The 14,613-nt window shown below is 39.3% G+C and carries 12 protein-coding genes and 1 pseudogene; all 13 read left to right on the top strand.

Annotation, left to right across the window (positions count from 1 at the left end; genetic code table 11):
* The first annotated feature begins 91 nt into the window (after positions 1–91).
* On the top strand, positions 92–1,546 hold the full coding sequence (miaB, locus tag AACL31_RS19645) for a tRNA (N6-isopentenyl adenosine(37)-C2)-methylthiotransferase MiaB (RefSeq protein ID WP_310512692.1): 1,455 nt from the start codon (positions 92–94) through the stop codon (positions 1,544–1,546).
* A complete protein-coding gene (locus AACL31_RS19640; RefSeq protein ID WP_409013946.1) occupies positions 1,543–2,595 on the top strand; it encodes a PhoH family protein in 1,053 nt (350 codons plus the stop codon). Before miaB ends, AACL31_RS19640 begins: the two co-directional genes overlap by 4 nt.
* A 16-nt stretch (positions 2,596–2,611) precedes the next feature.
* Positions 2,612–3,079: an rRNA maturation RNase YbeY gene (gene ybeY / locus AACL31_RS19635; RefSeq protein WP_310512693.1), complete on the top strand. Its 468-nt coding sequence runs from the start codon at positions 2,612–2,614 to the stop codon at positions 3,077–3,079.
* A 70-nt stretch (positions 3,080–3,149) separates the two neighbouring features.
* Positions 3,150–4,028 carry a CNNM family magnesium/cobalt transport protein CorC gene (gene corC / locus AACL31_RS19630; RefSeq protein WP_032116231.1) on the top strand — a complete coding sequence of 293 codons (879 nt, stop codon included), beginning with the start codon at positions 3,150–3,152 and terminating at the stop codon, positions 4,026–4,028.
* Between the two features lie 5 nt (positions 4,029–4,033).
* The gene (gene lnt / locus AACL31_RS19625) at positions 4,034–5,566 is read left to right on the top strand and encodes an apolipoprotein N-acyltransferase (RefSeq protein ID WP_339053566.1); all 1,533 of its coding nucleotides are present in this window, start codon (positions 4,034–4,036) and stop codon (positions 5,564–5,566) included.
* A 185-nt stretch (positions 5,567–5,751) separates the two neighbouring features.
* Positions 5,752–6,477 carry an amino acid ABC transporter ATP-binding protein gene (locus AACL31_RS19620; RefSeq protein WP_032116229.1) on the top strand — a complete coding sequence of 242 codons (726 nt, stop codon included), beginning with the start codon at positions 5,752–5,754 and terminating at the stop codon, positions 6,475–6,477.
* Positions 6,478–6,748: 271 nt separating this feature from the next.
* Positions 6,749–9,331 carry a leucine--tRNA ligase gene (gene leuS, locus AACL31_RS19615; protein WP_339053565.1) on the top strand — a complete coding sequence of 861 codons (2,583 nt, stop codon included), beginning with the start codon at positions 6,749–6,751 and terminating at the stop codon, positions 9,329–9,331.
* A 17-nt stretch (positions 9,332–9,348) separates the two neighbouring features.
* Entirely contained in the window at positions 9,349–9,900 is a 552-nt protein-coding gene (gene lptE / locus AACL31_RS19610) for an LPS assembly lipoprotein LptE (RefSeq protein WP_032116227.1), read from the top strand.
* Positions 9,897–10,940, top strand: a complete 1,044-nt coding sequence (gene holA, locus AACL31_RS19605; RefSeq protein ID WP_310512696.1) for a DNA polymerase III subunit delta — start codon at positions 9,897–9,899, stop codon at positions 10,938–10,940. Before lptE ends, holA begins: the two co-directional genes overlap by 4 nt.
* Positions 10,924–11,604 (top strand): nicotinate-nucleotide adenylyltransferase, encoded by a 681-nt coding sequence (nadD, locus tag AACL31_RS19600; protein WP_310512697.1) that lies wholly within the window; start codon positions 10,924–10,926, stop codon positions 11,602–11,604. The genes holA and nadD overlap by 17 nt, the downstream gene beginning before the upstream one ends.
* Before the next feature lie 279 nt (positions 11,605–11,883).
* Positions 11,884–12,202, top strand: a pseudogene (gene rsfS / locus AACL31_RS19595) (ribosome silencing factor).
* 2 nt (positions 12,203–12,204) lie between these two features.
* Positions 12,205–12,675, top strand: a complete 471-nt coding sequence (gene rlmH / locus AACL31_RS19590) for a 23S rRNA (pseudouridine(1915)-N(3))-methyltransferase RlmH (protein WP_310512698.1) — start codon at positions 12,205–12,207, stop codon at positions 12,673–12,675.
* 22 nt (positions 12,676–12,697) lie between these two features.
* A complete protein-coding gene (mrdA, locus tag AACL31_RS19585; protein ID WP_339053564.1) occupies positions 12,698–14,611 on the top strand; it encodes a peptidoglycan DD-transpeptidase MrdA in 1,914 nt (637 codons plus the stop codon).
* Positions 14,612–14,613: the final 2 nt, after the last annotated feature.

Below are 14,613 nucleotides of genomic sequence, written 5' to 3'. Positions count from 1 at the left end.
AACGAATACAATACATATCAAAATTTTCTAATTTAATACATAATGTTCCCAGTATGACAGATTTTGCTACTGAAAACTTCGGATATACAAAATGTTGACGAATAAAAAACTATACATTAAAACCTGGGGCTGCCAGATGAATGAATACGATTCATCAAAAATGGCTGACCTGCTCAACAGCACCCATGGATATCAATTAACAGAGATAGCCGAAGAAGCCGATATTCTACTGCTAAATACCTGCTCAATTCGCGAAAAAGCGCAAGAAAAAGTATTTCATCAATTAGGGCGTTGGAAAAATCTAAAAGATGTTAATCCCGACATTATTATTGGTGTTGGTGGTTGTGTCGCTTCACAGGAGGGGGATTTCATTCGTCAACGGGCTCCCAGTGTTGACATTATTTTTGGCCCACAGACTTTGCACCGTCTACCAGAGATGATCAATCAAGTCAAAGGTACACGTAGTCCAATCGTCGACATCAGTTTTCCAGAAATTGAAAAATTTGATCGATTACCGGAACCTCGAGCAGAAGGCCCTTCAGCTTATGTTTCCATTATGGAAGGCTGTAATAAATACTGCTCATTTTGTGTCGTTCCTTACACGCGTGGTGAGGAAGTCAGCCGACCATGTGATGACGTTTTATTTGAAATCGCACAATTAGCTGCGCAAGGTGTGCGTGAAATTCACTTATTGGGTCAAAATGTCAATGCCTATCGTGGAACAACTTTTGACGGTGCAATTTGTTCATTTGCCGAATTATTACGTCTGGTTGCCGCCATTGACGGCGTTGATCGCATCCGTTTTACCACCAGTCATCCAATTGAATTTACCGACGATATTATTGCTGTCTATGAAGATACCCCTGAACTTGTTAGCTTCTTGCATCTTCCCGTTCAAAGTGGGTCAGATCGTATTTTGACGATGATGAAACGGTCTCATACAGCTCTTGAGTATAAAAGCATTATCCGTAAATTACGTAAAGCACGACCCGATATTCTCATTAGCTCAGATTTCATTATTGGTTTTCCGGGTGAAACAGAAGATGATTTTCAAAAAACCATGCAGCTTATTGCCGATGTTAATTTTGATATGAGTTTTAGTTTTATCTACTCACCACGCCCTGGTACCCCGGCCGCTGATTTACCTGACAATGTCAGCGAAGATGAAAAAAAACAACGCCTCTATCTACTTCAGCAACGTATTAATCAGCAAGCAATGAATTATAGCCGAACAATGTTGGGTAGCATTCAACGTATTCTGGTTGAAGGGCCTTCACGTAAAAATATTATGGAACTTTCCGGCCGTGCCGAAAATAATCGGGTGGTAAACTTCGAAGGTGGCCAAAATATGATCGGAAAGTTTGTTGATGTCGAAATTGTCGATGTCTATGCCAATTCTTTACGCGGTAAAGTAGTTAAAACAGAAGATAGTATGGCATTAAGGAGCCAAGAATCACCCGAATCGGTTATTGCAAGGACACGCAAAGAAGACGAGCTCGGTGTAGCAAATTACCAACCTTATATATTAAGTAGAGAGACTCAGTGATCGCAAAAGATAATCCACAAATTACCACCAGCGAAATATTTTTAGAGCCAGCCGATAACCAACGGTTAATCAGCCTTTGTGGCCCGTTCGATGATAATATAAAGCAATTGGAACGTAGACTCGCTATCGAAATTAATCGTCGAAATAACCGTTTCAAATTGATTGGCAAACCACTTAATATCAACGCAGCTAGCAACATTTTACGCCGCCTATATGTTGATACAGCCCCTATACGTGGCATTATCCCTGACATTGTCCCTGAACAAATCCACTTATCTATTATGGAAAGTCAATTTCTTGAGCAATCCGTTGAAAATGTTGGCAGTTACGACAAATTTGTAAACATTAAAATCAACCGAGGCGTTGTCAAACCACGAACAGCGAATCAGGCTCAATATATTGCTAATATACATAGCCATGATATTACTTTCGGCATTGGCCCTGCCGGAACAGGTAAAACCTATCTCGCCGTTGCTGCTGCGGTTGATGCTTTAGAACGTCAAGAAATACGTCGTATTCTACTCACTCGCCCAGCTGTTGAGGCCGGCGAAAAACTCGGCTTTCTGCCAGGTGATCTTAGTCAAAAAGTTGATCCTTATTTACGGCCACTTTATGATGCCCTATTTGAAATGCTGGGTTTTGAAAAAGTAGAAAAATTGATTGAGCGCAATGTGATTGAAGTGGCGCCATTAGCCTATATGCGCGGTCGCACACTCAATGACGCTTTTATCATTCTTGATGAAAGCCAGAATACCACCATTGAACAGATGAAAATGTTTCTGACCCGCATCGGCTTTAACTCTAAAACCGTGATCACCGGCGATGTAACTCAAATTGATCTGCCTCGTGGCCACAAATCAGGTTTACGCCACGCAATTGAAGTACTCTCTGAAGTTAAAGAACTGAGCTTTAATTTTTTTCATAGTGATGATGTAGTACGCCATCCTGTAGTAGCAAAAGTGGTTATTGCCTACGAAAACTGGGAAACAAAAGAACAAGAACGAAAACAGTTACTTCGTCAACAAAAAGAACCATCAAGCGCCCTATAGAAAAGGAGATATTTGCTTGCAATCAGTTATTCTTGATCTCCAGCTGGCCGGTAGCGATCATAATGGATTACCCAGTGAAACGACATTCCAACACTGGCTTGAAGCTTTCCTGCCACAATTTCAATCTGAAAGTGAAATCACAATTCGTATTGTCGATATAGCAGAAAGCCAATATTTAAATCTGACATATCGAGGAAAAGATAAACCAACAAATGTGCTATCCTTCCCTTTTGAAGCGCCAGAAAACATTACATTACCCTTACTTGGCGATCTGATTATTTGTCGTCAAGTTGTTGAAAAAGAAGCGATTGAACAACAAAAAAACCAGGATGCTCACTGGGCGCATATGGTAATACACGGTTGTCTTCATCTATTAGGTTATGATCATCTAACTGACTTTGAAGCAGAAGAAATGGAGACAATAGAAACTGAAATTATGCAAAAATTGGGTTATCCTGATCCTTATCAGCATGAAAAAGCATAACTATAATGCTACTTTTGTGCTAAATAATTATGATACGATAAACTACTTAGAGAAATTTTAATAAAACGCCATGAGCGACGACCATCCTACAAACAATGATAATCATCACTCGAAAAAGAGTTTTTTCGGGCGTCTAAATCAATTATTTCACGGTGAACCCAAAAATCGTGATGACTTAGTTGAACTCATTCGTGATTCAGAGCAAAAAGATGTTATTGATCCTGATACCAGAGAAATGCTTGAAGGAGTAATGAATATTTCCGACGAGCGTGTTCGGGATATCATGATCCCTCGCTCTCAGATAGTAACCTTAAAACGAAATCAATCGTTAGATGAATGCCTTGATGTGATTATCGACTCAGCACATTCTCGTTTTCCAGTAATTAGTGAAGATAAAGACCATATTGAAGGTCTATTAATGGCTAAAGATTTACTGCCATTTATGCGTACTGATGCTGAACCTTTCACTATCGATAAAGTATTACGTCCCGCCGTTGTTGTGCCTGAAAGTAAACGTGTTGATCTGTTATTAAAAGAGTTCCGTTCACAACGTTATCATATGGCAATAGTCATCGATGAATTTGGTGGCGTTTCTGGTTTGGTAACAATCGAAGATATTCTCGAATTAATTGTTGGTGAGATTGAAGACGAATATGATGATGAAGAAGACATTGATATTCGCCAGTTAAGCAAACATGCTTATTCTGTTCGTGCGCTAACCCAAATTGATGATTTCAACAAAGCATTTAGCACACGCTTTAATGATGAAGAGGTTGATACCATTGGTGGCTTGGTGATGCAAGCATTTGGACATTTGCCTGCCCGAGGGGAAGTGATCACAATTGATGGTTATATGTTTAAAATTACCATGGCTGATAGCCGCAAAATCATTCAAGTTCAGGTAAAAATTCCTGATGAAGCACCAATCCCAAATCTTATAGAAGAATAGCATTAATGAAAAAAATGCCACTCTATCAACGTCAGTGGTTACGAGCTTTGATCGCGTTAATTTTCGGGCTCTGCGGAACACTGGCTTTTTCACCTTTTGATATTTGGTTAGCCGCGCTTTTTTCTCTTTTTGGCTTACAGCTGCTAATTGTTAATTGCTCAAGCAAACAAGCAAGTTTAATAGCATTTTGTTGGGGAATTGGTCTTTTTGGCAGTGGTATTAACTGGGTTTATGTCAGTATTGCCGATTTTGGTGGTATGCCATTAGTGGTTAATGTCTTTTTAGTCATCTTACTGGCAGCTTATTTATCACTTTATCCCGCGCTATTTGCTTATCTGCTCAATCGATTCTTTCCGCACCTTAATATTGCTCGCTTTATTTTTGCCGCACCAGCAATATGGCAAATAACTGAATATTTACGTGGCTGGATACTAACTGGTTTCCCTTGGCTACAATTTGGTTATAGTCAAATCGACGGGCCGCTTAAAGGCATCGCGACGATATTTGGCGTTGAGATGATAACATTACTACTGCTGATCATTAGCAGCTGCTTAGTGTTTACTTGCCTAAAACGCAGAATTATTCCGCTAATTACAGCAATTATCTTATTATTGTTACCCCTAATATTTAAAAATTATCAGTGGTTCACGCCGGTCGCAGAAAAAAAATCACAAATTGTTTTAGTTCAAGGTAACATCCCGCAAAGCTTAAAATGGCAACCAGGATTTCTCGAACAAACCATTAGTACTTATCTCGATCTCTCTAAACCTTATTTTGGCAATGCCAATATCGTTATCTGGCCAGAATCCGCTATTCCATCGATCGAATTGGATAATAACGTTTGGCTAACCTCATTAGATAAACTACTGCGCTTACAAAATACTCGCCTAATTACTGGTATAGTTGATGCTAAACCAAGCACACAGGGTGTGAGTAATTTTTTTAATAGTATTATTGTGTTGGGAGAAAATAAACCTTACCAATATCCAACCAGTAATCGTTATCAGAAACACCACCTGGTGCCTTTTGGTGAATTTGTACCATTAGAAAATATTCTTCGACCAATTGCCCCTTTATTTAATTTACCAATGTCAGGTTTTAGTCGTGGTGATTATGAGCAGCAGCAGTTAATTGCTGGTAATATTCATCTAACTGCTGCTATCTGCTATGAAATTATTTTAGGCTCCCAAGTTAGAGACAACTTTAAATCAGATACCGATTTTCTATTGACGCTTTCAAATGATGCATGGTTTGGACATACTATTGGCCCATGGCAGCACTTTCAAATGGCGCGCATGCGGGCACTCGAGCTTGGTCGACCACTATTACGTGCCACTAATAATGGTGTTACAGCAGTAATCAAACCTAATGGTGATATTCAGGCAGAACTTCCTCAATTCACTCGCTCAGTATTAAATACTGAGGTAACACCAACATCTGGTCTTACACCTTATGCACGTTGGAGTAACTGGCCTATGTGGGCATTGGTTGCCCTATTTATCATATTGGCATGTTTTATTAAGCGAAAAGAAGACTAATCAATTTAGCATATATTAATTATCATCATGTCTTAACAACCGATGATACGGTTTTATCTTGTTATTGATATTTATCATTAAATTTAGTTAATGAGCTTTTTTATTATAATAATTTGTTAAAAAAAATAATATTTCATTAATTTATATAGATTTATGCTGGTTAGCTATCTGAAAAAGGACTATTAATGATTTCTTTAAAAAATGTTTCTAAATGGTATGGACAGTTTCAAGTGCTTACTGATTGTTCGATGAATGTCAAAAGAGGGGAAGTTGTCGTTATTTGTGGCCCTTCCGGTTCAGGTAAATCAACATTAATAAAAACCATTAATGGCTTAGAACCGATTCAACATGGTGAAATATATATTGATAATATTCATGTTAATGACAAAAAGACAGATTTGGCTAAATTGCGCTCAAAAGTCGGTATGGTATTTCAACATTTTGAATTATTCCCTCATCTATCAATTATTGAAAACTTAACACTAGCACAGATAAAAGTCTTAAACAGAGATAAAAAAACCGCTGAAAGTACTGCCTTAAAATTATTAGAGCGAGTTGGATTAGCTAACCATACCAATAAATTTCCAGCTCAATTATCTGGTGGGCAACAACAACGCGTTGCCATTACCAGAGCACTCTGTATGGATCCGATTGCGATGCTTTTTGACGAACCGACCTCCGCATTAGATCCAGAAATGATCAACGAAGTACTTGATGTAATGATAAAGCTTGCTAATGAAGGAATGACCATGATAGTAGTCACTCACGAAATGGGATTTGCTAAAAAAGTTGCTCATCGAATGATTTTTATGGACGAAGGAAAAATTATTGAGGATAGCAATAAAGATGATTTCTTTGCTGCGCCGAAATCAAAACGTGCTAAAGAATTTCTTGCTAAGATCATACATTAATCCCTCTATCCTTGTTGGGTGACAAAAATCGTCGCCCAATCGGCTAAATAATAATATTAAAATAGCGCCTAAAGCGGGCTAGACTGACCATCTAACATGCTACCCTCTGAAACACCCCACCATTTGCATTAATAAAATTAATTTAACTTGATCGTTAAATATTTATCAATAGTTGTTGTTAGAGGCATTTATCCGCTATTCTATGCAGATCTAAAATAAACTATATCATTCGCGGCCAATGCCGCATTATCTCCATAGGAACATCGGTGTCATGCAAGAACAATATCGACCAGAAGAGATAGAGCAATACGTACAACGTCATTGGGAAGAAAAACAAACATTTAAAGTAATAGAAGATAATAACAAAGAAAAATACTATTGCCTGTCAATGTTACCTTACCCATCTGGTCAGCTACATATGGGGCATGTACGCAACTATACCATTGGTGATGTTATCTCACGTTATCAACGCATGCTAGGCAAAAATGTACTGCAACCTATCGGCTGGGATGCTTTTGGTTTACCGGCAGAAGGTGCCGCAGTAAAAAATAATACTGCTCCAGCGCCTTGGACTTATACCAATATTGATTACATGAAAAATCAATTAAAAATGCTCGGATTTGGTTATGACTGTAGTCGAGAAGTCACAACTTGTACACCGGAGTATTATCGTTGGGAGCAATGGTTTTTTACTAAGCTTTATGAAAAAGGTTTAATTTATAAAAAAACCGCTGCCGTTAACTGGTGTCCAAATGATTTAACGGTGTTAGCAAACGAGCAAGTCATTGATGGCTGCTGCTGGCGTTGCGATACCCCGGTCGAACGCAAAGAAATTCCCCAATGGTTCATAAAAATTACCGCTTATGCAGAAGAGCTACTCAATGATTTAGATAAACTCGATGGCTGGCCAGAGCAAGTTAAAACCATGCAGCGCAATTGGATCGGCCGCTCAGAAGGGGTTGAAATTACCTTTGAACTGGCAGACATGGATGAAAAGCTAACTGTCTATACTACTCGGCCAGATACTTTTATGGGGGTGACTTATCTCGCTATTGCAGCAACTCATCCGTTAGCAAAAAGCGCGGCAGAAAAAAATGCTAAACTTAACGCTTTTATTGATGAATGTCGTAATACCAAGGTTGCTGAAGCAGAAATGGCAACCATGGAGAAAAAAGGTATTGCCACCAATCTGTTCGCAATTCACCCGCTAACTAATGAAAAAATTCCGATCTGGATAGCCAATTTTGTGTTAATGGAATATGGTACAGGGGCAGTAATGGCAGTTCCAGGGCATGACCAACGTGACTGGGAATTCGCAACCAAATATCATTTACCGATCAAAGCGGTTATTGCTGATAATGAAGGCCAGATGCCCGATCTAAAAGCAGGTCCGTTGACTGATAAAAATGCACTGATTAATTCAGGCGAATTTAGTGGCATGGACAATAAAACAGGCGCCAATGCGATTGCCGATAAACTGGTTTCACAAGCTTCGGCGCAACGTAAAGTCAATTATCGTCTACGTGATTGGGGGGTTTCTCGCCAACGTTATTGGGGAGCACCAATTCCTATGGTAACCATGGAAGATGGTTCTGTCATGCCAGTACCCGAACAACAACTACCTGTCATCTTACCTGAAGATGTGGTGATGAATGGCATCACAAGTCCTATCAAAGCCGACCCACAATGGGCCAAGACTAACATCAATGGTCATGCAGCATTACGTGAAACGGATACCTTTGATACCTTTATGGAGTCTTCCTGGTATTATGCCCGTTATACCTGTCCTAATTATGACCAAGGGATGCTAGATCCAGCCGCGGCCAATTACTGGTTGCCTGTTGATCAATATATCGGTGGTATTGAACATGCCATTATGCATCTATTATATTTCCGTTTTTTCCACAAACTAATGCGTGATGCAGGCTTAGTAAATTCTGATGAACCAGCTAAACGTCTGTTATGTCAAGGAATGGTATTAGCCGATTCTTTTTATTACTTAGGTGAAAATGGACAACGAGTTTGGGTGTCACCCGTTGATGTGACTGTTGAACGGGATGAAAAAGGTAAGATTGTCAAAGCAACTGATAAGCATGGACATCAACTCTCCTATACCGGGATGAGTAAAATGTCTAAATCGAAAAATAACGGTATTGATCCACAATTAATGGTAGAAAAATATGGGGCGGATACGGTTCGCTTATTTATGATGTTTGCCGCTCCGCCGGAACTTACTTTAGAATGGCAAGAATCAAGTGTAGAAGGTGCAAATCGTTTTGTTCGTCGTCTTTGGCGTACCGTTTTTGAACATACGCAAAAAGGTAAAACAGCGCCATTAAATAGCACCAACCTTACTCCAGAGCAGAAAAACCTACGGCGTGACCTACATAAAACCATCGCTAAAGTGACTGATGATATCGGCCGCCGTTATGCATTTAATACTGCGATTGCTGCTATTATGGAGTTCATGAATAAACTGACGCGAGCCTCCCATGATAGTGAACAGGATCGAGCATTAATACAAGAATCTCTAGAAGCTATTGTGCGGATGCTATCGCCCATTATCCCCCATGCTTGCTTTATCCTGTGGAAAGCACTTGGTCAGCTGGAAGATATCGATAATGCGCCTTGGCCAGTTGCTGACGAACAAGCAAAAATAGACGATACTAAATTAGTCATTATTCAAGTTAATGGTAAAGTTCGTGGGCGTATTACTGTCGATATCAATGCATCACAAGATTCTGTGTTAGCTATGGCAACGCAAGAATATGGTGTGGCAAAATACCTTGAAGGTATGAACATCCGTAAGGTAATTTATGTGCCAGGCAAGCTGTTAAACCTTGTTGTCGGCTAACTTAATAAGGAGACCATGTGCGTTATTTAATTACCTTATTTCTAAGCTTAGCCGTGTTGATCACGGCTGGCTGCGGATTTCGCCTACAAGGTACGACGCAAATACCTGAAGAACTAAAAACATTAAGATTAAGTAGTGGTGATCCCTACGGCCCGCTAGCACGTGCAATTAGACAGCAATTACGCCTAAATAATGTCAACTTAATCGATGAAAATCTTCAGAATGTGCCAATTTTAAAAATAGTGGGTTCATCTGAAAACACCAAAACCGTTTCCATCTATCAAGACGGTAAAAGTGCAGAAAAACAATTAAATTTCTGGGTCAGCGCACAAATTATCCTCCCTAACGGCACTGTTTATCCGATAAAAACACGCGTCGAGCGCGCTTTCTTCGACAATCCGTTAGAAACACTAGCTAAAGACGCCGAAAGCGAACTTGTTAAACAAGAAATGCGTGAACAAGCGGCTCGCCAGTTAATTCGTAAATTACTGATCGTTCATAGCACTATTCAGAATGAGCCAGAAGGATCTGTGGTTGTCGAGAAAGCGCTATCGGTAGACTCAGAATGATCCGTATTTACCCGGAGCAGATAACAGGTTCGCAGCTTACTGATAAGCTGCGAACCTGTTATCTGATTTTTGGCAATGATCCGCTTTTATCACAAGAAAGCATGGATAAAATTTGTCAAGTTGCTCAACAGCAGGGTTTTTCTGAACGTTATACCTATTCGCTAGATACAAGCACCGACTGGGACACTATTTATCATCTTAGTCAATCACTTAGCCTATTTGCTAGCCGACAAATCCTGATCTTAATATTACCTGAAAGTGGCCCCACAACCGTCATAGCGGAAAAGCTACTTAAGTTGGCTGAATTATTACATCCTGATTTATTACTCATATTATGCGGCGGCAAATTAACAAAAGCACAAGAAAATAGTGCCTGGTGCAAAAAAATAGGCCAAGATGCAGTCTATATTAATTGTCTGACACCAGAACAGTCCAGACTACCTCAATGGATAAACCAACGAGCAAAAGCCATATCTGTTACCTTAGATAAACAAGCTAATGAGCTTCTTTGTTACTGTTATGAAGGCAACTTACTAGCTCTTAACCAAGCTCTTGAACGTTTATCACTCTTATATCCCGATGGTAACCTCACCCTACCTCGTGTCAAAGAGGCGGTAAATAATGCCGTTAATTTTACACCTTATCATTGGGTTGATGCGCTACTTGCAGGTAAAATTAAACGCGTTTGGCATATCCTACAACAATTACAACGCGAAGATTATGAAGCAGTGATTCTATTACGTATAATTCAACGTGAACTGATATTGCTTTTGACATTAACACAACAAAATAGCGATAAAGATTTAAAAAAATTATTTGATCAGCATAAAATTTGGCAAGCCCGCCGCCCTCTTCTTAGCGCTGCGCTACAGCGTTTATCCATTCGCGAACTACAGCTTGCAATACAGTTAATTACCCATGCTGAATTACATTTAAAACAAGATTATGGCCAGTCAATTTGGCCAAAATTAGAAACTTTATCTATGCTATTGTGCGGTAAATCACTGCCCGAGAGTTTTATTAATGACTCAACAAACTAAGCAAACAGCTAATTCTAAATCTATTCAAGCACTATTTGGTGGTACCTTTGATCCTATTCACTATGGTCACTTACTTCCCGTTGAAGCGCTAGCCAAGCAAGTCGGTTTACAACGGGTTGTTTTACTTCCCAATCATGTGCCACCCCATCGCCCACAACCTGAAGCAACCGTTCAACAAAGATTGGCAATGATAAAATTAGCTATCAAAAATAATCCGCTATTTAGTATTGATACCCGTGAACTTAAACGTAAAACTCCCTCTTATACCGTTGAAACACTACTCTCTTTTCGGCAACAAATCGGTAGGCAAAAACCACTAGCCTTTATTATCGGACAAGATTCACTACTATCAATCAATACCTGGTTTGATTGGCAAAAAATTTTGGATCTTTGTCATTTATTAGTCTGTGCTCGCCCAGGCTATAGCACTTATTTTTCAACTCCATCAATGCAACAATGGCTAAAAAATCATCAAGTGCATGAGCCGGAAATACTCAGCCATAAACCTTGTGGTGCCATATATCTGGCTGATACTCCCTTGTTAAATATTTCTGCAACTGAAATTCGTGAACGAAAACGTGATAGAAAAAGTTGCAAAGATATATTGCCACCTGCAGTTTTGCGCTATATTGATAAACATCATCTTTATCAAAATTGCTCATAATTAACCAATAAATATAAAAAATTGACAAAAATTCCCTTAAACTATTGTGAGTATATAAGGTGATTGGTAATATCTTGGCGCTTTTTATATTGCTGATGAAAATAAGGCATAATTTCCGATAATTTATCTTAAAACTAATTATAAATATTCAACTGGTTTTACTAAAAATTAGATTAAAATATAGATTATCTTATGCTTATTTCTTTCAACAGAATTTTATAACTGAATAAAATATAACATTAATATTTTTTTATTTAACTTGAAATTAAAGGTGAACCTTTGCAAGGAACTGAACTCCAACAATTTATTATCGACAGGCTTGTCGATACAAAAGCGCAAGATATTGTCACTATTGATGTACGTGGAAAATCTAGCATTACCCGATTGCATGATAATCTGTACCGGAACATCTAATCGCCACTTAACATCAGTTTCGGACAAATTAATTGAAGCATGCCGTAAGACAGGAATAATTCCTCTGGGTGTTGAAGGACAAGGTGTTTCTGATTGGATCGTTGTCGATTTAGGCGATGCAATTGTGCATATCATGCAAGAAGATAGTCGCCGTATGTATGAACTTGAAAAACTCTGGAGTTGAATTTGAAATTACAACTGATTGCCGTTGGTAGCAAAATGGTTGATTGGATCCAGACCGGTTTTCAAGATTATCTTCATCGTTTTCCAAAAGATATGGCTTTTGAACTCATTGAGATCCCTTCGGGAAAACGTGGGAAAAATGCTGATCTCAAACGTATCATCGAGAAAGAAGGAGAACAGATGCTAGCTGCAGTTGGCAAAGGTAACCGTATAATTACCCTTGATATACCAGGTACAAGCTGGACAACTCGACAACTTGCTGAACAATTAGATCAATGGAAACAAGATGGACGTAATATTAGCTTTCTAATTGGTGGCCCAGAAGGTCTTGCCCCTGCCCGTAAAGCAGCAGCAGAACAAAGTTGGTCAATGTCATCCTTAACAATGCCTCATCCTTTAGTTCGAATATTTGTTGTAGAGAGCCTTTACCGGGCATGGAGCATTACAACAAATCATCCTTACCATCGGGAATAACATATTTGTGTAGGTTATTAGTGTGAATGCGAAGAAAGAAACAAAAAAAAAGAAACGCACCCCTTTTCGCGATTACACCGCTGAATCTACTCTATTCATTCGTCGGGCGTTGATAGCTTTTATTATCATTGTGATATTAGTAAGTATTTTAATTGCTAATCTTTATCATCTACAAGTGGTTCGCCATGAAGACTACCAAACTCGCTCCAATGATAATCGGATAAAATTGGTTCCTGTTCCGCCTAGTAGAGGTATTATTTATGACAGAAATGGGATTCCTCTCGCGTTAAACCGAACATTTTATCAGTTAGAAGTCATTCCTGAAAAAGTCCCTAATTTAACAGAGCTATTGGCACAATTGCGTGATGTGGTTGATCTCACTGACGACGACATTGCAAACTTCAAAAAAGAGCGTAAACGTTCACGCCGCTTTACCTCTATACCGTTAAAAACCTCACTAGATGAAGTGCAAGTTGCACGTTTTGCCGTTAATCAATACCGGTTTCCCAGGATTGAAGTCAAAGGTTACCAACGCCGCTATTATCCTTATGGCTCTGCGCTAACGCATGTTATTGGTTATGTAGCCAAAATTAATGATAAGGATATAGAACGTCTAGAAAATGATGGTCTACTAAAAAATTACACTGCCACCCATGATATTGGTAAATTAGGTATAGAACGGTATTACGAAAATATTTTACATGGCAAAACAGGCTATGAAGAGGTCGAAGTTAATAGTCGGGGAAAAGTCATACGCCAACTTCATGAACAAGCACCTCAGGCAGGCAAAGATATTTATCTCACTATTGATCTCAATTTACAAATTGAGATCGAAAAGTTGCTCACCACCAGCCGAGCTGCCGTTGTTGTAACCGATCCTCGCAACGGAGAAGTACTGGCGCTGGTATCTACTCCAAGCTATGACCCTAATCTATTTGTTAATGGTATCTCTAATAAAGATTACCAAGCTTTATTAAATAATCCTAATCGTCCGCTAATTAATAGAACTACCCAGGGATTATATCCGCCCGCCTCAACCGTTAAACCATTTATGGCGGTCGCAGCGTTAAGTGAAAACATTGTCACCGCCAACTCCACCATATTTGATCCTGGTTGGTGGCAATTAACAAATTCCGAAAAACGTTACCGAGACTGGAAAAAATGGGGACACGGTAGATTAAATGTCGTTAGAGCCATTATCGAATCAGCCGACACCTTTTTCTACCAGATTGCTTATGATATGGGTATCGATCATATCTCCGATTGGATGCAGAAATTTGGCTATGGGCATTATACTGGTATTGATCTTGCCGAAGAACGCTCTGGCATTATGCCAACCCGGGAATGGAAACTAAAACGCTACAAAAAACCTTGGTATCAAGGAGACACTATTCCAGTCGGCATCGGCCAAGGTTATTGGACCACAACACCGATCCAAATGGCAAAAGCATTAGTGACGTTAATTAATGACGGCACGGTTAAAATTCCCCATCTACTTTATGGCACTAAATTAGGTAATGCTATGCTGCCTTATGAGCAGAAAGAGCATATCCAAATTGGTGATATTCATTCAGGCTTTTGGGAGTTAGCTAAAGAAGGTATGTATGGCGTTGCTAATGCACCAAATGGTACAGCACGTAGAAGTTTTGCCAACACTCCCTACAAGGCTGCCGTCAAATCAGGTACGGCGCAGGTATTCAGTTATGAAACCTATAATGCAAGTAAATTAGCTGAGCACTTGCGTGATCATAAATTAATGATTGGATTTGCCCCTTATCAAAAGCCGACCGTTTCCGTTGCTATTATTCTAGAAAATGGTGGGGCTGGACCGGCCGTTGGCGATCTTGTCCGCAATATTCTTGATTATGTTTTGCTTGGTAAAAAAACGATATCACAAACACCAGATACCAGTGTATCTCCAGAAGAAGATCAGTAATA

It is taken from the genome of Arsenophonus endosymbiont of Crataerina pallida, assembly GCF_964020125.1.
Lineage (GTDB): Bacteria > Pseudomonadota > Gammaproteobacteria > Enterobacterales > Enterobacteriaceae > Arsenophonus > Arsenophonus nilaparvatae.
This window is presented reverse-complemented; position numbering and strand designations above follow the sequence as displayed.